The sequence below is a fragment of the Enterobacter sp. 01-M-02-SI-ECC genome, from assembly GCF_047530595.1.
GTDB lineage: Bacteria > Pseudomonadota > Gammaproteobacteria > Enterobacterales > Enterobacteriaceae > Enterobacter > Enterobacter cloacae_M.
Map to the genome: position 1 here is coordinate 45,554 of NZ_JBLKCZ010000005.1, position 24,478 is coordinate 70,031.

A 24,478-nucleotide genomic window follows, 5' to 3' on the forward strand; every position below is an offset into this window, starting at 1 on the left:
ACTGCGACTGGCTTTTTCTTATTTGCGTAACAGGTCGGGTGCGTTACTGTGGTGTTATAAAATAATCAAAACAGGAAAGCAGAGGTGGGGCAACGAATTCCCGTTACGCTCGGCAATATTGCGCCGCTGACGTTAAAGCCGTTTCGCGCAGGACAACTGGCGCTGGTCTGCGAAGGTGGAGGACAGCGCGGCATTTTTACCGCCGGCGTGCTGGATGAATTTATGCGCGCGCAGTTCAACCCGTTTGACCTTTACTTCGGCACCTCTGCCGGGGCGCAGAACCTCTCTGCCTATGTTTGTAACCAGCCTGGCTATGCGCGAAAGGTCATCATGCGCTACACCACGGCAAAAGAATTTTTTAATCCGGTGCGCTTTGTGCGCGGCGGCAACCTGATCGATCTCGACTGGCTGCTGGAGTCGACCTCCAGCCAGATGCCGCTGGCCATGGATACCGCTGCCCGTCTGTTTGATAGCGGCAAAGAGTTCTGGATGTGCGCCAGCCGGGGCGATGACTATTCGCCGGGCTATTTTTCTCCTCAGAAGGAGAACTGGCTGGACATCATCCGCGCCTCCAGCGCGATCCCCGGCTTTTATCGTACGGGAGCCCTGCTGGACGGCATTAGCTATCTGGACGGTGGGATCAGTGACGCTGTGCCGGTGCAGGAAGCCGCCCGGCGCGGGGCGAAAACCATTGTGGTGATCCGTACCGTACCGTCGCAAATGTATTACACGCCGCAGTGGTTTAAACGGATGGAGCGCTGGTTGGGCGACAGCAGCCTGCAGCCGCTGGTGAACATCGCGAAGCAGCATGAAACCACCTACGGCGCGATGCAGCGCTTCATTGAAAAACCGCCGGGTAAGCTGCGTATTTTTGAAATCTATCCGCCTAAGCCGCTGCTGAGCATGGCCCTGGGCAGCCGCATCCCTGCGCTGCGCATGGATTACAAAACGGGGCGGCTGTGCGGGCGTTACTTCCTGGCGACGGTGGGGAAAATGCTGGCGGAGCAACCGCCGCTTCATCGCCATAAACGCATTATTTTGCCGCCTGCGATTGTCGCCAACGACGCCCTGACGACGCCGCTGGTGGATATTCCGCAGGCGAATGACGCTTTACTGGATAACGAGGATCTGGCGTGACGCTCCGCTTTGTCGATACCCACTGCCACTTTGATTTTCCGCCGTTTACGGGGGATGAAGAGCAAAGCATTGCGAAAGCGGCTGAGGCAGGCGTTCAGGCTATTATTGTGCCGGCAGTGGAAGCGGCCTATTTTTCCCGGGTGCTGGATCTTTCCGCGCGGCACTCCGCGCTCTATGCCGCGCTCGGCCTGCATCCGATTGTGATTGAGCGGCATCTTGATGAGCACATTGAGAGGCTTGATGAGATCGTGCAAACCGCAGGAGACAAACTTGTCGCCATCGGTGAGATCGGCCTCGATCTTTATCGCGAGGATCAGCAGTTTGAGCGCCAGCAGACGATCCTCGACGCGCAGCTCAGACTGGCGAAGCGCCACGATCTGCCGGTGATCCTCCACTCAAGACGCACGCACGATAAGCTGGCGATGCACCTGAAACGCATCGATCTGCCGCGCAGGGGCGTCGTGCACGGTTTCTCCGGCAGCCTGCAGCAGGCGCAGCGTTTTATTGAGCTGGGCTATAAAATCGGCGTCGGTGGCACCATCACCTATCCGCGCGCCAGTAAAACCCGGGACGTGATGGCACAGCTGCCGCTGTCGGCGCTTCTGCTGGAAACCGATGCGCCGGATATGCCGCTGAATGGTTTTCAGGGCCAGCCGAATCGCCCGGAACTGGCGGCGCGCGTATTTACCACCCTGTGTGAACTGCGAAAAGAGCCTGAAGAGGTGATTGCCGATGCGCTGCTGGAAAATACCCGTTCGGTATTTGGCATCACGCTATAGGTAAAGCGCCGGACGGATCACCGTTATCTTCTGTTTTTCCAGCGCCAGCGCCAGCGGTTCAACGTCCTCGGGCGTGGCGCTGCGCCATGAGGCCGCCTCACCGTAAACGCCCTGCGCATGAAACGCGTTGATTCGTACCGGCACATTTCCAAGTCCGTGGATAAAGGTCGTTAGCGGTTTGAGATGTTCCAGATAATCACACTGCTCCGGAATAACCAGTAGGCGGAGTTCCGTCAAACGGTGACGATCTGCCAGCCAGCGGATGCTCTGCTTAATCTGCGGGTTTTCGCGCCCGGTCAGGAAACGGTGATGCTCGTTCCCCCACGCCTTCAGATCCAGCATCGCGCCATCCAGTACCGGCAGCAGCTTTTGCCAGCCGGTTTCGCTTAACAGACCGTTGCTGTCTACCAGGCAGGTGAGGTGACGCAGGGCGGGATCGGCTTTGATCGCGGTGAACAGGGCGATCAAAAACGGCAATTGCGTTGTGGCTTCACCACCGCTCACGGTGATCCCTTCGATAAAGGGGGAGGATTTGCGGACATGAGTGAGGATCTCTTCCACGCTGAAGCGGTGCGCCATAGGCGTTGCCTGCTGCTGGCACAGGTGCAGACAGGTGTCGCACTGCTGGCAGTCACTCTCCTGCCACCAGACGCGTCCGGCCTGAATCGTCAGCGCGTCGTGCGGGCAGTGGGGCACGCAGTCCCCGCAGTCGTTGCAGCGACCGATCGTCCACGGGTTGTGGCAGGTTTTGCAGCGCAGGTTGCAGCCCTGCAGGAACAGCGCCAGGCGGCTGCCCGGCCCGTCCACGCAGGAAAAAGGAATGACCTGACTAACTAAAGCGCATATGCTGTTCATGGCTAACCACGCGCGGCTGACGTTCCAGAATACGGGTATTGCGTGCGGCTTCTTCCCCCAGCCAGGTAGTATTGGTGCGCGATCCCGCTTCCCGGTATTTCTCCAGATCCGACAAGCGAACCATGTAGCCGGTCACGCGTACCAGATCGTTACCCGCTACGTTGGCGGTAAATTCACGCATGCCGGCCCTGAACGCGCCCAGGCAAAGCTGAACCACCGCCTGCGGATTGCGTTTGACCGTCTCCTCCAGGGTGAGAATATCGCTGATTCCGGAGTGATAGTGTTTGTGATGCGGCGCAACGGCCAGCAGGTGGCTGACAGGATCCGGCTCATCGCCGTAGGGCAGGCGCGCGCCCGGCGTGGTGCCGGAGTCGGAGCTGATCCCCGACTGCGCGTGAAGCATCGCGCGGTGCTTCCAGCCGTGCTTCACCGGCGTGCTTTCAACGAACGCCGCAAGCTGTTCGCTGATGCGATAGCCCAGCGCGTTGGCCTGCTCGTCTTTTCCGTAACGGCCTTCAATGCCCTCCTTTTCACAGAGCGTATTCACCGCTTCCGCCAGGCCGTACATGCCAAACATGGGCACAAACCGATCCGCATCAATCAGCCCCTCTTTGACCAGGAAGCTATTCTCAAAGAAGCCAGATTGCTCGTACAGGAAACCGCAGCGCGCATCGATGATGGCAATTTGCTGCTGGCAGTAGTGCGGGAGCGCGCGGGTGAAGAAGTCTTCAATGGATGCGCTGCGTTCAGCAATGGCTTTGAGGTTGAGGCGCACCAGAGTGCTGCCACCGCCAGCAAGCGGCAGGGAGTTGTAACAGCTCACTACGCCGTAACGGCCTTTTGTGAAAATTTTATCATTCATCGGGCCATTAGAAATATGCGGTTTGCTGCATTCACATATGTTTTTTGCCACCTCAAGCAGCAGGTCGTCCGGGGTGATATCGGGATCGTAGATAAAGGTCAGGTTCGGCGCGACCTGCTTCAGCTCTGCATCGGCACGCAGAATGGCGCGCGCGACGGGCGTATCTTCAGGCCCGATGTTTGCGTGCATAAACGCATCCGGCAGCGTACGGTCGAGATAGCGCCAGAAACGTTTTATTCGGCTATCGACCTCTTCTTGTGTTAGAATTCTAACATATGGCGTCAATATCGCATCAAGCTGACCGAGATAGACCGGCATCGATGTGACGGACGGAACATGATGGTAGAGGATGGTTAACAGCGAGAGGGCGTCGTCGAGATCTTTCGCGCCTTCCAGCTCCAGCCACTCTGAACCGTTAGCCAGAAATTTTGCGTAATCCGGCAGAACGTAACGGGGTTTGTAAGACGCATGGCCTTCGAACATGTCGCAGATAAAACCCTCGTCCAGCGCGGCTCGTGCGGCCTCAGGAAGTGCCGGGTAAGGCAGGTTGTTCTCCGCTTCCAGCGCCAGAAAATGACGTTTTTGTTCCGGGGTTAACACCGGGTTTGTCACAATGTGCTGGCAACGTTGTTGCAGGGCGTCGGGGCTGGAGTGGGGCATAGTCGCTTCCTTGAGTGTTCTGCGGATGATGAACGGATTGTAGGAAGCCAGCCTGTTGGGGCTTTTGATCCGACAGGGGGTATCGCTGCTTTAGTCGGCAACTTACGCACTAAAGTTTGAAGAAGATCTCATTACAGTAATGCAAATTTGTATGCAGTTTTCATTAACTGTGATGAATGTCGAAGTGTGGATGCGGGTGAATGTTAGAATACTCACAGACCCGCAAGGTAAAATTTATACGGCACTGCCGTTGGAGAATGTTATGACCGATTTAACTGCAAGCAGCCTGCGCGCGTTGAAGCTGATGGACCTGACGACCCTGAACGATGACGACACCAATGAAAAAGTCATCGCCCTGTGCCATCAGGCGAAAACGCCGGTGGGTAACACCGCAGCCATCTGTATCTACCCGCGCTTTATCCCGATTGCCCGTAAGACGCTGAAAGAGCAGGGCACGCCGGACGTGCGTATTGCAACCGTAACTAACTTCCCGCATGGCAACGACGATATCGAGATTGCGCTGGCAGAAACCCGCGCGGCGATTGCTTACGGCGCAGACGAAGTCGACGTGGTGTTCCCGTACCGCGCGCTGATCGCCGGCAACGAGCAGGTCGGTTTTGACCTGGTGAAAGCCTGTAAAGACGCGTGCGCGGCGGCAAACGTGCTGCTGAAAGTGATCATCGAAACCGGCGAGCTGAAAGAAGAGGCGCTGATTCGTAAAGCATCTGAAATCTCCATCAAAGCCGGTGCGGATTTCATTAAAACCTCTACCGGTAAAGTGCCGGTGAATGCGACCCCGGAAAGCGCGCGCATCATGATGGAAGTGATCCGCGACATGGGCGTATCCAAAACCGTTGGTTTCAAACCTGCGGGCGGCGTGCGTACCGCCGAAGACGCGCAGCAGTTCCTGGCGATTGCCGACGAGCTGTTTGGCGCCGACTGGGCCGATTCCCGTCACTACCGCTTCGGTGCGTCCAGCCTGCTGGCTAGCCTGCTGAAAGCGCTGGGTCACGGAGACGGTAAGAGCGCAAGCAGCTACTGATTGCCAGACAATGCCGGATGACGCTTCGCTTATCCGGCCGACAGGATTGTAGGGCGGGTAAGCGTCACGCCACCCGCCACAACTCCCCCGATTCCGCATGGAGGTTACCGTGTTTCTCGCACAAGAAATTATTCGTAAAAAACGTGATGGTCATGCATTAAGCGACGAAGAGATCCGCTTCTTCATCAACGGCATTCGTGATAACACCGTCTCAGAAGGGCAGATTGCGGCTCTGGCGATGACCATTTTCTTCCACGATATGTCGATGCCTGAGCGCGTGTCGCTGACCATGGCGATGCGAGATTCAGGAACCGTTCTGGACTGGAAAAGCCTCAACCTTAACGGCCCGATTGTGGATAAACACTCCACCGGCGGCGTGGGTGACGTGACGTCTCTGATGCTCGGCCCCATGGTGGCAGCCTGCGGCGGTTACATCCCGATGATCTCCGGGCGCGGCCTGGGCCACACCGGCGGTACGCTCGACAAACTGGAAGCCATTCCGGGCTTCGATATCTTCCCGGACGACAACCGCTTCCGCGACATTATTAAAGACGTTGGTGTGGCGATTATCGGCCAGACCAGCTCTCTTGCTCCGGCAGACAAGCGTTTCTACGCGACCCGCGACATCACCGCGACCGTTGACTCCATCCCGCTGATCACCGCCTCTATCCTGGCGAAGAAACTGGCAGAAGGGCTGGACGCGCTGGTGATGGACGTGAAGGTCGGCAGCGGCGCCTTTATGCCGACCTATGAACTTTCTGCTGCGCTTGCCGAAGCGATCGTTGGGGTCTCCAACGGCGCGGGCGTGCGCACCACCGCGCTGCTCACTGACATGAACCAGGTGCTGGCCTCCAGCGCCGGTAACGCCGTCGAAGTGCGTGAAGCCGTCCAGTTCCTCACAGGCGAATACCGTAACCCGCGTCTGTTCGACGTCACCATGGCGCTGTGCGTTGAGATGTTAATCTCCGGCAAGCTGGCCAAAGACGACGCAGAAGCCCGCGCGAAGCTGCAGGCGGTGCTGGATAACGGCAAAGCGGCGGACATTTTCGGCCGCATGGTTGCAGCCCAGAGGGGCCCGACCGATTTCGTCGAAAACTACGCGAAATACCTGCCAACCGCGACGCTCAGCAAAGCGGTGTATGCCGATAGCGAAGGGTTTGTCTCTGCGATGGACACCCGTGCGCTGGGTATGGCGGTGGTCTCGATGGGCGGCGGCCGTCGTCAGGCGTCAGACACCATTGATTACAGCGTCGGCTTTACCGATATGGCCCGTCTGGGCGACAGCGTTGACGGTCAACGTCCGCTGGCGGTGATCCACGCCAAAGACGAAGCCAGCTGGCAGGAAGCGGCTAAAGCGGTGAAAGCGGCTATTACGCTTGACGATAAAGCGCCGGAAACCACACCGACTGTCTATCGCCGTATCACCGAATAGCGGTATACTGATCTGATCGATAATTTTTGAAGCACTACGTACGGAGAACAATTATGAAACGTGCATTTATTATGGTGCTGGACTCATTCGGCATCGGCGCAACCGAAGATGCAGAACGTTTTGGTGACGTGGGTTCCGATACCATGGGCCACATCGCGGAAGCCTGTGCGAAAGGCGAAGCGGATAACGGTCGTAAAGGCCCTCTGACTCTACCTAACCTGACCCGCCTCGGTCTGGTGAAAGCGCATGAAGGTTCTACCGGTAAAATCGCAGCCGGTATGGACGGCAACGCGGAAGTCGTGGGCGCCTACGCCTGGGCTCACGAGCTCTCCTCCGGTAAAGACACCCCGTCTGGCCACTGGGAAATCGCCGGTGTGCCGGTGCTGTTCGACTGGGGTTACTTCTCCGATCACGAGAACAGCTTCCCGCAGGAGCTGCTCGATAAGCTAGTGAAGCGCGCCAACCTGCCGGGCTACCTCGGTAACTGCCACTCTTCCGGTACCGTGATTCTGGATCAGCTCGGCGAAGAGCACATGAAAACCGGCAAGCCGATTTTCTACACCTCTGCTGACTCCGTGTTCCAGATTGCCTGCCATGAAGAGACGTTTGGCCTGGATAAACTCTATGAGCTGTGCGAAATCGCCCGTGAAGAGCTGACCGAAGGCGGCTACAACATTGGCCGCGTGATCGCGCGTCCGTTTATCGGCGACAAAGCGGGTAACTTCCAGCGTACCGGTAACCGTCATGACCTGGCCGTTGAGCCACCGGCACCGACCGTACTGCAGAAGCTGGTTGAAGAGAAAGACGGCCACGTGGTTTCCGTGGGTAAAATCGCGGATATCTACGCCAACTGCGGCATCACCAAAAAAGTGAAAGCCACCGGTCTGGATGCGCTGTTTGATGCCACCATCAAAGAGATGAAAGAAGCGGGCGACAAGACTATCGTCTTCACCAACTTCGTGGACTTCGACTCCTCCTGGGGCCACCGTCGCGACGTCGCAGGCTATGCGGCCGGTCTTGAGCTGTTCGACCGTCGTCTGCCGGAGCTGATGGAGCTGGTGGGTGAAGATGACATTCTGATCCTGACCGCGGACCACGGCTGTGACCCAACCTGGACCGGTACCGACCACACCCGTGAGCACATTCCGGTGCTGGTGTACGGCCCGAAAGTGAAGCCGGGCTCGCTCGGTCACCGTGAAACCTTTGCGGACATCGGCCAGACTCTGGCGAAATACTTTGGTACGTCTGACATGGAATATGGCAAGGCCATGTTCTGAATCATGTTGGGTGAGGTCTGATGCCCTCACCCCGGCCCTCTCCCACAGGGAGAGGGTGAAAAGAATAAACAATGTAAAAGGAACTGAAGATGGCAACTCCTCACATTAATGCAGAAATGGGTGATTTCGCTGACGTCGTATTGATGCCGGGCGACCCGCTGCGCGCGAAGCACATTGCAGAAACTTTCCTGGAAGACGTGCGTGAAGTGAACAACGTTCGCGGCATGCTGGGCTTCACCGGTACCTATAAAGGCCGCAAAATCTCCGTTATGGGCCACGGTATGGGTATCCCATCCTGCTCTATCTACACCAAAGAGCTGATTACCGACTTCGGCGTGAAGAAAATCATCCGCGTAGGCTCCTGCGGCGCGGTGCGCATGGACGTGAAGCTGCGCGACATCGTTATCGGTATGGGTGCCTGCACCGATTCCAAAGTTAACCGCATGCGTTTCAAAGACCATGACTTCGCGGCGATTGCTGACTTCGGCATGGTGCGTGACGCGGTTGACGCGGCAAAAGCGCTGGGCGTTGAAGCGCGCGTGGGTAACATCTTCTCTGCTGACCTGTTCTATGCCCCGGACGGCGGCGAGATGTTCGACGTGATGGAGAAATACGGCATCCTGGGCGTGGAAATGGAAGCGGCGGGTATTTACGGCGTCGCGGCTGAGTTTGGTGCGAAAGCGCTGACCATCTGCACCGTGTCTGACCACATCCGTACCCACGAGCAGACCACTGCTGCCGAGCGTCAGACTACCTTTAACGACATGATCAAAATCGCGCTGGAATCCGTTCTGCTGGGCGATAAAGAGTAATTCTGTCTCTTCCCTCCCTCTCCCTGTGGGAGAGGGCCGGGGTGAGGGCACCAGACCGCACCTAGCGCACGGCCTGTGCAATCCACGCCGACAGCTCCCGCAGCTCTTTTTCCTGCTCCGGGAAATCTCCGATCAACGCGTCGCATTCCTGCTGCAGCATATCTGCCCTGTACAAACAGCCCTGCAAACGTGCCGCCAGCGCCTCTAACGGTGCCGGGTTCAGGCTATCGGTAAACACCTGCGTGCGGGTGATATGGCCTTTCTCCACGTCAAAATGCAGCTCCACGCCGCCCCAGGTAAAACGCTCGTCCAGCAGATGGGAAAACGCAGGAGCCTGACCGAAGTTCCACTCCCAGCTGCTCTGGCGGGCGAAGGTTTCGGCGAAGTTGGGCAGGTCCGGTTTTTTTTCAGGGGAGATGACTTGTGCTTCAACGCGCTCGCCGTAATGTTCAAAGAACGCGTCACCGATGGCATCGCAAATCTGCTCGTGCGTGATCCCCGGCAGCAGCTCCACCAGATTTGCCACGCGGCCGCGTACGGAGGTAATTCCTTTGGCCTGGAGCTTTTTCTTATCCGGATTCAGGTAGTTCGCCAGACGGCTCAGATCGGCGTTCAGCAACAGGGTGCCGTGGTGGAAGCCGCGATCCATCGTTTCACGGTAGGCGGAGCCGGAGACCTTCCGGTCGCCCTCGGGGGTTTTCACCACCAGATCGTTACGCCCGGAGGCTTCTGCCGTCACGCCGAGTGAATTGAGCGCGTTGAGGACGATGGACGTTGAGATGGTTTTATCGTATTCCGGTTTGCCCGCCATAAAGGTAAAGCAGGTATTGCCCAGATCGTGAAACACCGCGCCGCCGCCGCTGCTGCGGCGCGCGAGACGGACGTTGTCCTCTTCCATGCGCCGCGTATTGCACTCTTTCCACGGGTTTTGCGCGCGGCCGATGACCACCGTATCGGCGTTACGCCAGAGAAACAGTACGCGCTGGGTAGCGGGCATCTGGCGGAAGATGCACTCTTCTACCGCGAGATTAAACCAGGGATCGTAAGAGTCAGAGATAAGCAGGCGTAACGTCGTCATGGCAAAGTTCCTTTTCCGAATCGTTCGCCTACTTTATCACTAATCTTTCTTCTCGCTCTCTTCGTCTTCGGGGACGGATTTGCTGGCGGTCAGCAGGAACGGGGATTGCTGCCAGCGCGAGCGCTTGCCGCGAAGCAGGGTGCGCGCCAGCACAACGCCGATGGCGAGTGAAAGCAGCAGCATCAGGCGCAGAATATTGGTGGTATTATCGACCTGTTTGGCTTCAGTAGGCAGGGTGTGGGTATCGAGGGTCAGGCGCAGATAGCCCAGCGGGCCATTCTTCCCCTGAATAGGTTCGACAATCTGCTGGTTAAAGTAGCCCCCGGCTTTTTTCCCGTCCAGCGCCAGCCTGTCGCGCACGTCGACGTGCTCGCCCGCGCGGGCAATAAGGTTGCCTTGCTCATCATAGACGCCGGCATCAAGAATGCGGCTGTTCTCCGTGAGCAGGCGTAGAACCTGGCCTATCCGCTTATCGTCCGGCGTTTCGGTACGCATGGACGGTGCGACGTTGAGCGTCACCTGGCGGGCCAGCGTGCGGGCCAGCTCTTCAAACTGCGGGTTGCGTTGCCGTTGATGGTTCTGGCTAAACCACGATGCCCCTTGCATCAGCACCACTAGTAGTGCGAGACAGGAAAGGACAATCACGGCGCGATGAAGCCGGAATTTCAGTTTTGCGCGAGCCATATTCCACCTGCTGAAAATTTACGGCTTAATGTTGCCAGAAGTGATGGTTACAGGGTAGCCTCATGCGTTATTTTCCCTCTGCAACCTTCCGGCGCGAACGAAATTACAGGAGCTTTAATGCCGAACATTACCTGGTGTGACCTGCCAACGGATGTCTCTTTATGGCCAGGATTGCCGCTCTCTTTAAGTGGCGATGAGGTGATGCCTCTGGATTACCACGCCGGTCGTAGCGGCTGGCTCCTCTACGGACGCGGTCTGGATAAGCAACGCCTGACTCAGTATCAAAGCAAGCTCGGTGCGGCAATGGTCATCGTCGCCGCCTGGTGCGTGGAAGACTACCAGGTTATTCGCCTGGCGGGTTCCCTGACGCAGCGCGCAACGCGTCTGGCGCATGACGCGGGGCTGGACGTCGCGCCGCTGGGCAAAATTCCGCATCTGAAAACCCCGGGCCTGCTGGTGATGGACATGGACTCAACCGCCATTCAGATCGAGTGTATTGACGAGATTGCGAAGCTGGCGGGCAGCGGCGAGCTGGTGGCGGAAGTCACCGAACGTGCGATGCGCGGCGAGCTGGACTTCACCGCCAGCCTGCGCCAGCGCGTGGCGACCCTGAAAGGGGCCGATGCCAACATTCTGCGTCAGGTGCGCGACGTGCTGCCGCTGATGCCTGGGCTGACGCAGCTGGTGCTGAAGCTGCAGTCCCTCGGCTGGAAAGTGGCGATCGCCTCCGGTGGCTTCACCTTCTTCGCGGATTACCTGCGGGAAAAACTGCATCTGACCACCGTGGTGGCCAACGAGCTGGAGATCATGGACGGCAAGCTGACCGGCCAGGTGATCGGCGATATCGTAGATGCCCAGTACAAAGCCAATACGCTGACGCGTCTGGCGGAAAAATATGAAATTCCGGTCGTCCAGACCGTCGCCATCGGCGATGGCGCGAACGACCTGCCGATGATCAAAGCCGCCGGGCTGGGCATTGCCTACCATGCCAAGCCAAAAGTGAATGAAAAGACGGAAGTCACTATCCGTCACGCTGACCTGATGGGGGTGTTCTGCATTCTCTCCGGCAGCATTAATCAGAAATAACGGTCTGCTTTGTAGGCCGGGTAAGCGTAAGCGCCGCCCGGCACGCAGGCCGCACAGAAATAACGAGGTAAACCGTGGCGAAAGCTCCAAAACGCGCATTTGTTTGTAATGAATGTGGTGCGGATTATCCGCGCTGGCAGGGGCAATGCAGCGCCTGTCATGCCTGGAACACCATCACCGAAGTGCGTGGTGTGGCGGCTTCGCCGAGCGTGGCGCGTAATGAGCGCCTGAGCGGCTATGCCGGTAACGCGGGCGTGGCGAAGGTGCAAAAACTTTCGGACATCAGCCTCGAAGAGCTGCCGCGCTTCTCCACCGGGTTCAAAGAGTTTGACCGCGTGCTCGGCGGCGGCGTGGTGCCGGGCAGCGCGATCCTGATCGGCGGTAACCCGGGCGCGGGTAAATCGACCCTGCTGCTGCAAACGCTCTGCAAGCTCGCCGAACAGATGAAAACCCTGTACGTCACGGGCGAAGAGTCACTGCAGCAGGTGGCGATGCGCGCGCACCGTCTGGGCCTGCCGACCGGCAACCTGAACATGCTCTCCGAAACCAGCATCGAGCAGATCTGCATGATCGCTGAAGAAGAGCAGCCGAAGCTGATGGTGATCGACTCCATCCAGGTGATGCACATGGCGGACATTCAGTCTTCGCCGGGCAGCGTCGCGCAGGTGCGTGAAACCGCGGCTTACCTGACGCGCTTTGCCAAAACGCGCGGCGTGGCGATTGTGATGGTCGGCCACGTGACCAAAGACGGCTCGCTGGCCGGGCCGAAGGTGCTTGAACACTGTATCGACTGCTCCGTAATGCTCGATGGCGACGCGGATTCTCGCTTCCGTACCCTGCGCAGCCACAAGAACCGCTTTGGGGCGGTGAATGAGCTAGGCGTATTTGCCATGACCGAACAGGGGCTGCGCGAAGTCAGCAACCCGTCGGCCATCTTCCTGAGCCGCGGCGATGAGATCACCTCCGGCAGTTCGGTGATGGTGCTGTGGGAGGGGACGCGCCCGCTGCTCGTCGAAATTCAGGCGCTGGTGGATCACTCGATGATGGGCAACCCGCGGCGCGTGGCGGTCGGTCTGGAACAGAACCGTCTGGCGATCCTGCTGGCGGTGCTGCACCGTCACGGCGGGCTGCAGATGGCGGATCAGGACGTCTTCGTTAACGTGGTCGGCGGCGTCAAAGTCACGGAGACCAGCGCAGACCTGGCGCTGCTGCTGGCGATGGTCTCCAGCCTGCGAGACAGACCGCTGCCGCAGGATCTGGTGGTATTCGGCGAAGTGGGCCTCGCCGGGGAAATCCGTCCGGTACCCAGCGGCCAGGAGCGTATCTCCGAGGCGGCAAAACACGGTTTCCGCCGGGCGATCGTTCCCGCCGCCAACGTGCCGAAAAAGATCCCGGAAGGGATGCAGGTATTTGGCGTGAAAAAACTCGCAGATGCGTTAAATGTCTTTGACGACTTATAATTACGTAAATTTGATTTTGCAGGAGGCACCGTAATTTATGTCATCATTTGACTACATCAAGACCGCAATCCGCCAGAAGGGCTGCACGCTGCAGCAGGTGGCGGATGCCAGCGGCATGACCAAAGGCTACCTGAGCCAGCTGCTGAACGCCAAAATCAAAAGCCCCAGCGCGCAGAAGCTGGAAGCGCTGCACCGCTTTCTGGGGCTGGAATTCCCGCGTATGCAAAAGAACATCGGCGTGGTGTTCGGCAAGTTTTACCCCCTGCATACCGGACATATCTATCTGATCCAGCGCGCCTGTAGCCAGGTTGACGAGCTGCATATCATCATGGGATACGACGAAACCCGTGACCGTCAGCTGTTTGAAGACAGCGCCATGTCGCAGCAGCCGACCGTGCCGGACCGCCTGCGCTGGCTGCTCCAGACCTTTAAGTATCAGAAAAATATTCGTATTCATGCCTTTAACGAAGAGGGCATGGAGCCGTATCCGCACGGCTGGGACGTGTGGAGCAACGGCATCAAAGCGTTTATGGAAGAGAAGGGCATTGCGCCTAACTGGATCTACACCTCTGAAGAGTCCGACGCGCCGCAGTTCCGCGAGCATCTGGGTATCGAGACGGTGCTTATCGACCCGAAACGTACCTTTATGAACATCAGCGGGGCGCAGATCCGCGAGAACCCGTTCCGCTACTGGGATTACATCCCGACCGAGGTGAAGCCGTTCTTCGTGCGTACCGTCGCGATCCTGGGCGGCGAGTCGAGCGGGAAATCAACGCTGGTCAACAAGCTGGCGAACATCTTCAACACCACCAGCGCGTGGGAGTACGGCCGCGATTACGTCTTCTCGCACCTTGGCGGCGACGAGATGGCGCTGCAGTATTCCGACTACGACAAAATCGCGCTCGGTCATGCCCAGTACATTGATTTTGCGGTCAAATACGCCAACAAAGTGGCGTTTATCGATACCGATTTTGTCACCACGCAGGCGTTCTGTAAAAAATACGAAGGGCGCGAGCACCCGTTCGTGCAGGCGCTGATTGACGAATACCGCTTTGACCTGGTGATCCTGCTGGAGAACAACACCCCGTGGGTGGCCGACGGCATGCGCAGCCTCGGCAGCTCCGTGGACAGGCGGGAATTCCAGTCCATGCTGGTTGAGATGCTCAACGAAAACAACGTTGAGTTTGTCCATGTGGAAGAGTCGGACTATGACTCCCGTTTTCTGCGCTGCGTCGAGCTGGTGAAGGAGATGATGGGGGAGCAGGGGTAAAAACTTACCCCTCACCCTAACCCTCTCCCACAGGGAGAGGGGACGTTAACCTCCTTCTCCCTGTGGGAGAGGGTCGGGGTGAGGGCATCAAGCCACTCAGAACTCAACCACCACTTTTCCGCGCATATGCCCCTCCAGCACTTTACGGTGCGCCTCGGTAATGCTTTCCACGCTCAGCCCGTGCAGCGTTTTGCTGAGCGAACTTTCCACCACGCCGTTATCCACCAGCTTTGCCACCTCATTGAGGATCTCACCCTGACGCGCCATATCCGCGGTCTGATACATGCTGCGGGTGTACATAAATTCCCAGTGCAGGGCGGCGGATTTGGACTTCAGCTTGTCCTGGTTCAGCGGACGTTCATTCTCAACGATGGAACAGATATGCCCCTGCGGCGCAATCAGGTCGCAGACCGCATCCCAGTGCCCGTCGGTGTCGTTGAGGATGAAAATGTAATCCACGAAGGTGAGCCCGTGTTTCGCCAGCTCGCCTTTCAGGTCGCGGTAGTTGACGACAATATCAGCCCCGCGATCGCGACACCACCGGGCGGAATCTTCTCGTGAAGCGGTTGCGACGATCTTCACCTTGCTGTTGTGCTTCGCAAAGGGGATCGCCAGCGATCCCACTCCGCCCGCGCCGCCAATGATCAGCAGCGTTTTATCCGCCCCGGCATCCTGAATGTTCAGCCGCTCGAATAATCCTTCCCAGGCTGTAAGGGCGGTCAGTGGCAACGCGGCAGCCGCGGCCCAGCCGAGGCTGGCAGGCTTGTGCCCGACAATGCGCGCGTCGATCAGCTGGTGCGTGGTGTTGCTGCCCGGGCGGGTGATGTCGCCCGCGTACCACACTTCATCCCCCGGTTTGAATCCGGTGACGCCACCCCCAACGGCTTTGACGAGCCCGCTGGCATCCCACCCGAGGATGCGCGGCTCATTCAGCCCGTTTTTGGCAATACCCGCATGGACTTTGGTATCGACCGGGTTAACGGAGACGGCCTTCACCTCCACCAGCAGATCGTGATCGCCGGGCTGCGGCATCGGCGGGGTGATTTCAATGAAGGTGGACGGATTTTCTGGGTTAACGGCAATGGCTTTAACAGACATGGTGTGCTCCTCAATGGAATGCGTTTTGTTGAGGCTAGTCTATAAAGTGGCCAGCTGCGTGATAAGATGGACAATCAAGAACTCAGCGTTCGTACAGGGTGAACAATCATGTTTAAACAGCTGCAGGATATGGCGCTGTTCGCGCTGGTGGCGGAGATGGGCAGCTTTACCGCTGCCGCGCAGAAAGCCGAACTGCCGAAATCCAGCGTTAGTCAGCGAATTAGCCAGCTGGAGCAGCAGGTGGGTATCCGCCTGCTGAACCGCACCACGCGCAGGATTAGCCTCACGTTTGCGGGCGAGCACTATCTGGTGCACTGTCGTGAGATGCTGGCGGCCAGCGAGCGGGCAGAGTACGCCATTCAGCGCCTGCGCGAAAACCCCAGCGGGCGGCTGCGGATCACCTGTCCGGCGGGGATAGGGGCGACGCTGCTGGCGCACATGAACGCCGAGTTCCAGCTTCGCTATCCTGACGTTTCGCTGGATGTGTCAATTTCTGATGACGTGGTGGATCTGGTCGAGGCCGGTTTTGACGTAGCGCTGCGCACCGGTAAGCCGCAGGACTCCTCCCTGATTGGCCGGATGATCGGGCACTGCCCGCGTTATATGCTGGCTTCGCCGGACTATCTGGCGCGTCGGGAGTCGCTGACGCATCCCCGCCAGCTGGTGGAGCACCGCTGCATTACGCACAGGGCGTGGTCGGAGTGGCTTCTGCGAAGCGAGAGCGAGGATTACCGCTACCTGCCGGATAACGCGCACATGACCGATAATCTGGTATACGCCCGCGAGTGTGCGATTGCCGGTGCGGGGATCACGCTCTTACCCGCATTTCTGCTGGAAGATAAAATTGAAAAAGGTGCGCTGGTTCAGGTGCTGCCGGAGTGGAATGTTGAAGGTAACGATCTGTGGCTGGCGTATCCAAGCCGCAAGCTGAACTCGCCCGCGCTGATGAGCTATATCGACTTTGCGATGCAGTTTGACGAGGTGAAGCGGTATTACGTGGGTGGCTGAATTTGTGCGGCCTGATGCCCTCACCCTGACCCTCTCCCACGGGGAGAGGGTACAAACATAAAAAACGGCAACCGAGGTTGCCGTTTTGCTTTTATTTCGCGATACGCTTGTACTTAATACGCTTCGGCTCCAGCGCGTCGGCGCCCAGCGTGCGTTTCTTGTACTCTTCGTATTCGGTGAAGTTACCTTCGAAGAACTCCACTTTACCTTCGTCCTGGTAGTCCAGGATGTGGGTCGCGATACGGTCCAGGAACCAGCGGTCGTGCGAGATAACCATCGCGCAGCCCGGGAACTCCAGCAGGGCGTTTTCCAGCGCGCGCAGGGTTTCGATATCCAGGTCGTTGGTTGGTTCATCGAGCAGCAGAACGTTACCGCCCACCTGCAGCAGCTTCGCCAGGTGCAGACGACCGCGCTCACCGCCGGACAGTTCGCCCACGCGTTTACCCTGGTCGGTGCCTTTAAAGTTAAAGCGGCCAACATAGGCGCGGCTTGGCATCTCGGTGTTGCCGATACGCATGATATCCAGACCGCCGGAGACTTCTTCCCACACGGTTTTGCTGTTATCCATCGCGTCACGGAACTGGTCAACGGAGGCCAGCTTCACGGTTTCACCCAGGGTGATAGAGCCGCTGTCAGGCTGTTCCTGGCCGGACATCATGCGGAACAGGGTCGATTTACCCGCGCCGTTCGGACCGATGATGCCAACGATAGCGCCTTTCGGTACGGAGAAGGTCAGATCGTCGATCAGCAGACGGTCGCCGTAGGACTTACGCAGGTTGGTCACTTCAACCACTTTATCCCCCAGACGTGCTCCAGGTGGAATAAACAGTTCGTTGGTTTCGTTACGCTTCTGGTATTCGGTGTTGTTCAGCTCTTCGAAGCGTGCCAGACGGGCTTTGCCCTTAGACTGGCGGCCTTTCGCGCCCTGACGAACCCACTCCAGCTCTTTCTCGATAGACTTACGACGCGCCGCTTCCTGTGAAGCTTCCTGCGCCAGACGCTGATCTTTCTGCTCCAGCCAGGAAGAGTAGTTGCCTTCCCACGGAATACCTTCGCCGCGGTCCAGCTCCAGGATCCAGCCAGCGACGTTGTCGAGGAAGTAACGGTCGTGGGTAATCGCCACAACGGTGCCTTCGAAGTCGTGCAGGAAGCGCTCCAGCCACGCCACGGATTCTGCATCCAGGTGGTTAGTCGGTTCGTCGAGCAGCAGCATGTCTGGTTTTTCCAGCAGCAGGCGGCACAGCGCCACGCGGCGGCGTTCACCACCGGAGAGGTTAGCGATTTTCGCATCCCAGTCCGGCAGACGCAGGGCATCAGCCGCGCGCTCCAGCTGCACGTTCAGATTGTGGCCGTCGTGCGCCTGGATGATCTCTTCATACTTGCCCTGCTGTGCGGCCAGCTTGTCGAAGTCCGCATCCGGCTCGGCGTATTTGGCATACACTTCGTCCAGACCTTTCAGCGCGTTAACCACTTCGGATACCGCTTCTTCAACGGATTCGCGAACGGTGTGTTCCGGGTTCAGCTGAGGTTCCTGCGGCAGGTAACCAATCTTGATGCCAGGCTGCGGACGGGCTTCACCTTCGATGTCTGTATCAATGCCGGCCATGATGCGCAGCAGGGTGGACTTACCGGCACCGTTGAGACCCAGAACACCGATTTTTGCGCCCGGGAAGAAGCTCAGCGAGATATTTTTAAGAATATGACGTTTCGGCGGGACAACTTTGCCGACACGATGCATGGTATAAACGAATTGAGCCACGTTGGACTTCGCCTCTTTTATCGTAATGAGAAGGAATTTCAGCCTCGAAGTGTAGCCTTTTTCACGTCCTAATCCCAGCCAGGAACGTCGGGAGTGTTAAAACGCGCAAGAAAGGTAAAAAAGTGTCCATGACGTGGCGCGTTGAAGGATGCCTGGTTAGCATAAGTTAATTAGACTTTGACGTAGCAAGACGCTGCAATTGACGAAAAAACAATGAGGAAGAGCTTGTGGAAAAAGCCAAACGGGTGGTCTGGCGTCTGCTGGCTGCCAGCGTATGCGTAATGGCGGTAAGCCAGGCGGTGCATGCCGATTCACTGGATGAACAACGTAACCGCTACGCCCAGATTAAACAGGCGTGGGACAACAAGCAGATGGATACCGTGCAGGCGCTGATGCCGACGCTAAAGGATTATCCGCTGTATCCGTATCTGGAGTATCGCCAGATCACGGACGACCTGATGAACCAACCTACCGTCACCGTGAATAACTTCATTCAGGCGAACCCGACCCTGCCGCCTGCCCGAAATCTCCAGTCTCGCTTTGTGAATGAGCTGGCGCGTCGCGAAGACTGGCGCGGCCTGCTGGCGTTTAGCCCTGAGAAGCCGAATGCCACCGAAGCCCAGTGTAACTATTACTACGCAAAATGGGCGACCGGCCAGCAGGAAGAGGCCTGGGCCGGGGCGAAAGAGCTCTGGCTGACCGGAAAAAACCAGCCGAACGCCTGTGATTCCCTGTTTAGCGCGTGGCGTGCTTCCGGCAAGCAGGACCCGCTCTCCTACCTTGAGCGCATCCGTCTGGCGATGAAAGCCGGTAACACGCGTCTGGTGACCACGCTGGCGGGGCAGATGCCGTCCGATTACCAGACGATCTCCACGGCGGTTATCGGGCTTGCAAACGATCCCAACAGCGTGCTGACCTTTGCCCGCAGTACGGGCGCGACCGATTTCACCCGCCAGATGGCGGCGGTGGCCTTTGCCAGCGTGGCGCGTGACGATGTGGAAAACGCGCGGCTGATGATCCCGCAGCTGGTGCAGGCGCAGCAGCTCAATGAGGAGCAAACCCAGGAGCTGCGCGACATTGTGGCGTGGCGACTGATGGGCACCGATGTGACCGATGAACAGGCGCGCTGGCGTGACGATGCGATTATGCGTTCGAATTCTACGTCTCTGGTGGAACGCCGCGTGCGCATGGCGCTGGGCACGGGCGATCGTCGTGGGCTCAATACCTGGCTCGCGCGTTTGCCAATGGAGGCCAAAGAGAAAGACGAATGGCGCTACTGGCAGGCCGATCTGCTGATGGAGCGCGGCCGTGATGATGAAGCCAAAGAGATCCTCCATACGCTGATGCAGCAGCGCGGGTTTTACCCGATGGCAGCCGCGCAGCGTCTGGGCGAGGAGTACACCTTCCGCATTGATAAAGCGCCTGCCAACGCGAACCCGGCGCTGACGCAGGGGCCAGAAATGGCGCGCGTTCGCGAGCTGATGTACTGGAATATGGATAACACCGCGCGCAGCGAGTGGGCGAATCTGGTGACCAGCCGCACCACCGATGAGAAAGCCCAGCTTGCCCGCTATGCGTTTGATAATCACTGGTGGGATCTCAGCGTGCAGGCGACGATCGCCGGCAAGCTTTGGGATCATCTGGAAGAGCGTTTCCCGCTGGCGTACAAAGATCTTTTCGATCGCTACACCAGCGGCAAAGATATCCCGCAAAGCTACGCGATGGCGATTGCCCGTCAGGAGAGCGCCTGGAACCCGAAAGTCCGTTCCCCGGTGGGCGCCAGCGGCCTGATGCAGATTATGCCAGGCACGGCGACGCACACGGTGAAGATGTTTAATATTCCGGGGTACAGCAGTCCGTCGCAGCTTCTGGATCCGGATACCAACATCAATATCGGTACCAGCTATCTCCAGTACGTGTATCAGCAGTTCGGCAATAACCGCATCTTCTCTTCGGCGGCGTATAACGCGGGGCCAGGACGCGTGCGCACCTGGCTCGGCAACAGCGCCGGACGCATCGACGCGGTAGCGTTTGTGGAGAGCATCCCGTTCTCGGAAACGCGCGGCTACGTGAAGAACGTGCTGGCCTATGACGCTTACTATCGCTACTTCATGGGGCAGAAAGATACCCTGATGAGCGATGCCGAGTGGCAGAGGCGTTACTGATCGGCGTGGGTTGTGTTATGCTGTACTCGCTAAAGAGTACAAGAGGCAGCATAACATGACCCAGCATTCCCCGTATTCCTCGGCAATGGCCGAACAACGTCATCTGGAGTGGCTTCGTTTTGTGGAGCTGCTGCGTCAGTCTTACGAACAGGATCTGCATTTACCCCTGATGCAGCTGATGCTCACGCCAGACGAGCGTGAGGCGCTGGGCACGCGCGTGCGGATCATTGAAGAGCTGCTGCGCGGCGAGATGAGCCAGCGCGAGCTGAAAAATGAGCTCGGCGCGGGCATTGCAACGATCACCCGCGGCTCGAACAGCCTGAAGTCGGCGCCGGTTGAGCTGCGCCAGTGGCTGGAAGCGGTATTGCTGAAAAATGCCGGATGACGGCTTTTCTTTATCCGGCCAACAAACTTACCGATAAATCGCGTTATGGAACGGGCTTAACGCCAGAATCACGGCCTGGTTGTAAACGCCTGAACGCGTCAGCTTGCCAGCGGTAAAGACGCCAATAGCCCCTTCTTTACGGCCAATCTCATCGATGCCGGTGTACTGCGACATCACTGGCCCGAGCGCTTCACCCGCACGGACTTTTTCCAGAATGATTTCCGGCAGCGGCAGGGTGGCCGAACGCGCTTCACCGCGCTGCTCGCGGCTTTCGATGACAACCCAGCTAAAGGTTGCGCCTTCGTCGATACCTGCTTCAATCGCTACCCAAAAGTCAGCATCTGGTGCGGCAGCCTTAGCGTTTGCCACGCGATTTCGTGCGCCAGCGCGCGTTTCCTCGCTGCCAAACGGCTGTTCAGGAACGCCACTCTCGACGCCGATGGCCTCAATATGGCAGGATCCTGCGCCGAAGATCTCGTCAAATGCCCTTAGAATTGCCTGAATTTTGGCAGGATTAGTGGTAGCAGAGACAACATGGTGCATAATTAAGCTCGATTCAAAAAAAACTCATCGCAGTATAACGGAAAAAAAGCATGTTACAGGTATACCTTGTTCGCCACGGTGAAACGCAGTGGAACGCCGAGCGACGTATTCAAGGCCAGTCAGACAGTCCTCTCACCGAGAAGGGGGTGCAGCAAGCGTGGCAGGTGGCGGAACGCGCCAGAACGCTGGGCATTACCCACGTGATTACCAGCGATTTAGGTCGCACACAGCAGACGGCGCGCATCATCGCAGATGCCTGCGGCTGCGACGTCATGCTGGAGCCGCGCCTGCGCGAGCTGGATATGGGCGTGCTGGAGAAACGCCATATCGATACGCTGACGGAAGCGGAGGAGGGCTGGCGCCGCACGCTGGTGAACGGTACCGAAGATGGTCGAATTCCTGAAGGCGAATCCATGCAGGAGCTTAGCGTACGCATGCATGCCGCCCTGGCGGAATGCCTGAAGTTGCCGGCGGGAAGCCGTCCGCTGCTGGTGAGTCACGGGATTGCGTTGGGTTGCCTGGTGAGCACGATTCTGGGGTTACCGGCTTACGCTGAGCGCCGTTTGCGTCTGCGCAACTGCTCCATTTCCCGGATTGATTATCAGGAAAGCGCGTGGCTGGCGTCGGGCTGGGTAGTGGAGATGGCAGGGGACATTTCGCATCTTGATGCCCCTGCGCTTGACGAACTGCAGCGTTAACGACGTATCGGAATCAAGAATTCCATACGCAGATTGATTGGGCCTTCTTCCGGTTTGGCATCCTGCGCCGGGTAGTAGCGCTCAATGTCCTGACCTTTACGGCGATTCAGATTCAGCATCGGCATGCAGGTTCCGTAAACGGTCAGGATAAACTCCTGAACCCCCGTTCCCAGCCCTTCATAGGCGAACATCACGTATTCGCCGCCTTCCAGCACGACAGGCTTCGAACCCTGAATATACCCATTCGCCATCTCTGGCGTCAGCGCGGTGGTGTAGAACACCTCCTGCTCGTCGTCTTTTTCCTGGCTTGGGTGCGTTTCGTTGAGGCCATAAAGGATTGGCGGGATCGTCGGTGCGTGGCTCAGGAAGTCGCGCCAGAACTGGACGCGCATCTGATGACGGAACTCAGAAATCTGCTCCAGTGAACAGGAGTAGCTCTGCGTCGTGCCGATCAGATGGGTTTCCGGCAGCGCGACAATTTCATATTTCGGCATCGCGAACTCGCCCAGACGCAGCGGCGGACGCATGCCAAACGAGCTCCAGTCAGGCGAGCGACGATACAGCGCTGGCGTCAACGAAAACTGTTTTTTAAAGGCGCGGGTGAAGGTCTGCTGCGAATCGAAACGATATTGCAGGGCAATATCCAGAATCGGCCGCGCGGTCAGGCGCAAAGCCACCGCAGATTTTGATAAACGACGTGCGCGAATATAGGCCCCGATAGCATGACCGGTGACATCCTTGAACATCCTTTGCAGATGCCACTTGGAATAGCCTGCTTTAGCCGCCACATTATCCAGTGACAAAGGCTGGTCGAGATGACCTTCCAGCCAGGTGAGCAGGTCGCGAATAATTCCAGCCTGATCCATATACTATCCTCATCCTTAAAACAGCAGGTGCCTGATAACAGGTTAGCGGATAATAGCATTTTTTGATGTTTTAGCATTCAGTGTTTTTTTTGCGCATTCATGCTTTTTAGAGCACGTTACAGGCAGATATATTCTAATCCTGTGATCTTGCTACATTTTTGTCTAAAGTGTTGAATAATTGCTCAGTGTAATTTTAAAGAATGGTAACAATATGAAATACAAGACTTTGATCTTCACCGCGTTGATGCTGATGGTCGGGCGCGTGGCGCAGGCAGAACAGATTGGCTCCGTCGATACCGTGTTCAAAATGTTCGGCCCGGACCACAAAATCGTGGTGGAGGCGTTTGACGATCCGGACGTGAAAAACGTCACATGCTACGTCAGCCGCGCGAAAACGGGCGGTATCAAAGGCGGGCTGGGACTGGCGGAAGATACTTCCGATGCGGCGATTTCTTGTCAGCAGGTGGGGCCGGTTGAGTTGAGCGATAAAATTAAAAACGGCAAAGCGCAGGGCGACGTTGTATTCCAGAAACGGACTTCGCTGGTATTCAAAAAACTGCAGGTGGTGCGTTTCTATGATGCCAAACGCAACACCCTGGCGTACCTTGCCTACTCTGACAAAGTGGTGGAAGGCTCGCCGAAAAACGCAATCAGCGCGGTGCCGATTATGCCGTGGCGGGAATAAAAAAAACGGCGCAAAGGCGCCGTTTTTTAATGCGTTAACTGCGGGATTACTCCTGCAGATCGCCGCAGAAACGATACCCTTCGCCGTGGATCGTGGCGATGATTTCCGGCGTATCTGGCGTAGATTCGAAATGCTTACGAATACGACGAATGGTCACGTCTACGGTACGGTCGTGCGGTTTCAGCTCACGGCCGGTCATTTTCTTCAGCAGCTCTGCACGGGACTGAATTTTGCCCGGGTTTTCGCAGAAGTGCAGCATCGCGCGGAATTCACTGCGCGGCAGTTTATACTGCTCACCGTTCGGGCTAATCAGCGAACGGCTATTGATATCAAGTTCCCAGCCGTTGAATTTGTAGCTGTCTACGCTACGACGCTCTTCGCTGACCGTACCCAGGTTCATGGTGCGGGACAGCAGGTTGCGTGCACGAATGGTTAACTCGCGAGGATTGAACGGCTTGGTGATGTAGTCATCCGCACCGATTTCCAGGCCAAGAATTTTATCAACTTCGTTATCACGGCCCGTCAGGAACATTAACGCGACGTTCGCCTGCTCGCGCAGTTCGCGCGCCAGAAGAAGACCGTTTTTGCCCGGCAGGTTAATATCCATGATCACCAGGTTGATATCATTTTCAGAAAGGATCTGATGCATCTCTGCGCCATCGGTCGCTTCAAAGACATCGTAGCCTTCTGCTTCGAAAATGCTCTTTAACGTGTTGCGTGTTACCAACTCGTCTTCAACGATAAGAATGTGCGGGGTCTGCATGTTTGCTACCTAAATTGCCAACTAAATCGAAACAGGAAGTACAAAAGTCCCTGACCTGCCTGATGCATGTCGCA

At 57.5% G+C, this 24,478-nt stretch carries 23 protein-coding genes; 14 read left to right on the forward strand and 9 right to left on the reverse strand.

All coding sequences use genetic code 11. From position 1 onward, the window contains the following. Positions 1-84: 84 nt before the first annotated feature. Together ACMWLG_RS09190 and ACMWLG_RS09195 are read left to right on the forward strand one after the other, a co-directional pair. Positions 85-1,137 carry a patatin family protein gene (locus ACMWLG_RS09190; RefSeq protein WP_045400913.1) on the forward strand — a complete coding sequence of 351 codons (1,053 nt, stop codon included), beginning with the start codon at positions 85-87 and terminating at the stop codon, positions 1,135-1,137. Then, the gene (locus tag ACMWLG_RS09195; RefSeq protein WP_045400916.1) at positions 1,134-1,916 is read left to right on the forward strand and encodes a TatD family hydrolase; all 783 of its coding nucleotides are present in this window, start codon (positions 1,134-1,136) and stop codon (positions 1,914-1,916) included. The genes ACMWLG_RS09190 and ACMWLG_RS09195 overlap by 4 nt, the downstream gene beginning before the upstream one ends. Here the strand turns inward: ACMWLG_RS09195 and ACMWLG_RS09200 are convergent. Then, positions 1,911-2,771 carry a YjjW family glycine radical enzyme activase gene (locus tag ACMWLG_RS09200; protein ID WP_045400919.1) on the reverse strand — a complete coding sequence of 287 codons (861 nt, stop codon included), beginning with the start codon at positions 2,769-2,771 and terminating at the stop codon, positions 1,911-1,913. The two genes, ACMWLG_RS09195 and ACMWLG_RS09200, sit on opposite strands and share 6 nt — an antisense overlap. Next, positions 2,746-4,293, reverse strand: coding sequence for a YjjI family glycine radical enzyme (locus tag ACMWLG_RS09205; protein WP_045400922.1), 1,548 nt, complete (start codon positions 4,291-4,293; stop codon positions 2,746-2,748). The genes ACMWLG_RS09200 and ACMWLG_RS09205 overlap by 26 nt, the downstream gene beginning before the upstream one ends. Positions 4,294-4,555: 262 nt before the next feature. Here ACMWLG_RS09205 and deoC point away from each other — a divergent pair, with 262 nt between their 5' ends. The 4 genes from deoC to deoD all read left to right on the forward strand — a co-directional run bounded on the left by deoC (position 4,556) and on the right by deoD (position 8,856). Next, entirely contained in the window at positions 4,556-5,335 is a 780-nt protein-coding gene (gene deoC / locus ACMWLG_RS09210; RefSeq protein ID WP_023310320.1) for a deoxyribose-phosphate aldolase, read from the forward strand. A gap of 109 nt (positions 5,336-5,444) precedes the next feature. Continuing rightward, positions 5,445-6,767, forward strand: a complete 1,323-nt coding sequence (gene deoA / locus ACMWLG_RS09215) for a thymidine phosphorylase (protein WP_045400926.1) — start codon at positions 5,445-5,447, stop codon at positions 6,765-6,767. A gap of 53 nt (positions 6,768-6,820) precedes the next feature. Further along, a complete protein-coding gene (deoB, locus tag ACMWLG_RS09220) occupies positions 6,821-8,044 on the forward strand; it encodes a phosphopentomutase (protein WP_033144579.1) in 1,224 nt (407 codons plus the stop codon). 89 nt (positions 8,045-8,133) lie between these two features. Further along, positions 8,134-8,856, forward strand: a complete 723-nt coding sequence (gene deoD, locus ACMWLG_RS09225; protein ID WP_010427122.1) for a purine-nucleoside phosphorylase — start codon at positions 8,134-8,136, stop codon at positions 8,854-8,856. 61 nt (positions 8,857-8,917) lie between these two features. Here deoD and lplA read toward each other — a convergent pair whose 3' ends face one another. Further along, entirely contained in the window at positions 8,918-9,934 is a 1,017-nt protein-coding gene (lplA, locus tag ACMWLG_RS09230) for a lipoate--protein ligase LplA (RefSeq protein WP_045400929.1), read from the reverse strand. A 39-nt stretch (positions 9,935-9,973) separates the two neighbouring features. Then, positions 9,974-10,618, reverse strand: a complete 645-nt coding sequence (locus ACMWLG_RS09235) for a YtjB family periplasmic protein (protein ID WP_023310324.1) — start codon at positions 10,616-10,618, stop codon at positions 9,974-9,976. Between the two features lie 117 nt (positions 10,619-10,735). Here ACMWLG_RS09235 and serB point away from each other — a divergent pair, with 117 nt between their 5' ends. From serB to nadR, 3 genes are all read left to right on the forward strand, one after another. Further along, complete coding sequence (serB, locus tag ACMWLG_RS09240; RefSeq protein WP_023310325.1) at positions 10,736-11,704, forward strand: phosphoserine phosphatase; 969 nt, start codon at positions 10,736-10,738, stop codon at positions 11,702-11,704. A 74-nt stretch (positions 11,705-11,778) separates the two neighbouring features. After that, positions 11,779-13,164, forward strand: coding sequence for a DNA repair protein RadA (gene radA / locus ACMWLG_RS09245; protein ID WP_023293325.1), 1,386 nt, complete (start codon positions 11,779-11,781; stop codon positions 13,162-13,164). Between the two features lie 37 nt (positions 13,165-13,201). Then, complete coding sequence (gene nadR / locus ACMWLG_RS09250) at positions 13,202-14,434, forward strand: multifunctional transcriptional regulator/nicotinamide-nucleotide adenylyltransferase/ribosylnicotinamide kinase NadR (RefSeq protein WP_006810194.1); 1,233 nt, start codon at positions 13,202-13,204, stop codon at positions 14,432-14,434. 96 nt (positions 14,435-14,530) lie between these two features. Here the strand turns inward: nadR and ACMWLG_RS09255 are convergent, their stop codons facing one another. Next, the gene (locus ACMWLG_RS09255; RefSeq protein ID WP_045400932.1) at positions 14,531-15,532 is read right to left on the reverse strand and encodes a zinc-binding alcohol dehydrogenase family protein; all 1,002 of its coding nucleotides are present in this window, start codon (positions 15,530-15,532) and stop codon (positions 14,531-14,533) included. 108 nt (positions 15,533-15,640) lie between these two features. Here ACMWLG_RS09255 and ACMWLG_RS09260 point away from each other — a divergent pair, with 108 nt between their 5' ends. Beyond that, complete coding sequence (locus tag ACMWLG_RS09260) at positions 15,641-16,540, forward strand: LysR family transcriptional regulator (protein ID WP_045400935.1); 900 nt, start codon at positions 15,641-15,643, stop codon at positions 16,538-16,540. 91 nt (positions 16,541-16,631) lie between these two features. Here ACMWLG_RS09260 and ettA read toward each other — a convergent pair whose 3' ends face one another. Then, entirely contained in the window at positions 16,632-18,299 is a 1,668-nt protein-coding gene (ettA, locus tag ACMWLG_RS09265; protein ID WP_006810191.1) for an energy-dependent translational throttle protein EttA, read from the reverse strand. Between the two features lie 227 nt (positions 18,300-18,526). On the opposite strand from ettA, the gene sltY reads away from it, so the two are divergent. Together sltY and trpR are read left to right on the forward strand one after the other, a co-directional pair. After that, a complete protein-coding gene (gene sltY / locus ACMWLG_RS09270) occupies positions 18,527-20,464 on the forward strand; it encodes a murein transglycosylase (RefSeq protein WP_023310329.1) in 1,938 nt (645 codons plus the stop codon). A 55-nt stretch (positions 20,465-20,519) separates the two neighbouring features. Next, a complete protein-coding gene (trpR, locus tag ACMWLG_RS09275; protein ID WP_023310330.1) occupies positions 20,520-20,849 on the forward strand; it encodes a trp operon repressor in 330 nt (109 codons plus the stop codon). 27 nt (positions 20,850-20,876) lie between these two features. On the opposite strand, the gene yjjX is transcribed toward trpR, so the two are convergent. After that, on the reverse strand, positions 20,877-21,392 hold the full coding sequence (gene yjjX, locus ACMWLG_RS09280; RefSeq protein WP_045400938.1) for an inosine/xanthosine triphosphatase: 516 nt from the start codon (positions 21,390-21,392) through the stop codon (positions 20,877-20,879). Between the two features lie 50 nt (positions 21,393-21,442). Here yjjX and gpmB point away from each other — a divergent pair, with 50 nt between their 5' ends. Continuing rightward, positions 21,443-22,090: a 2,3-diphosphoglycerate-dependent phosphoglycerate mutase GpmB gene (gpmB, locus tag ACMWLG_RS09285; protein ID WP_023310332.1), complete on the forward strand. Its 648-nt coding sequence runs from the start codon at positions 21,443-21,445 to the stop codon at positions 22,088-22,090. Here the strand turns inward: gpmB and robA are convergent. After that, positions 22,087-22,956 (reverse strand): MDR efflux pump AcrAB transcriptional activator RobA, encoded by an 870-nt coding sequence (gene robA / locus ACMWLG_RS09290; RefSeq protein WP_023310333.1) that lies wholly within the window; start codon positions 22,954-22,956, stop codon positions 22,087-22,089. The genes gpmB and robA overlap by 4 nt on opposite strands. 211 nt (positions 22,957-23,167) lie before the next feature. Between robA and creA the strand changes: the two genes are divergently transcribed. Beyond that, positions 23,168-23,641 (forward strand): protein CreA, encoded by a 474-nt coding sequence (creA, locus tag ACMWLG_RS09295; protein WP_032660778.1) that lies wholly within the window; start codon positions 23,168-23,170, stop codon positions 23,639-23,641. Positions 23,642-23,687: 46 nt separating this feature from the next. On the opposite strand, the gene arcA is transcribed toward creA, so the two are convergent. Further along, a complete protein-coding gene (gene arcA, locus ACMWLG_RS09300; RefSeq protein ID WP_003856501.1) occupies positions 23,688-24,404 on the reverse strand; it encodes a two-component system response regulator ArcA in 717 nt (238 codons plus the stop codon). Positions 24,405-24,478 lie beyond the last annotated feature (74 nt).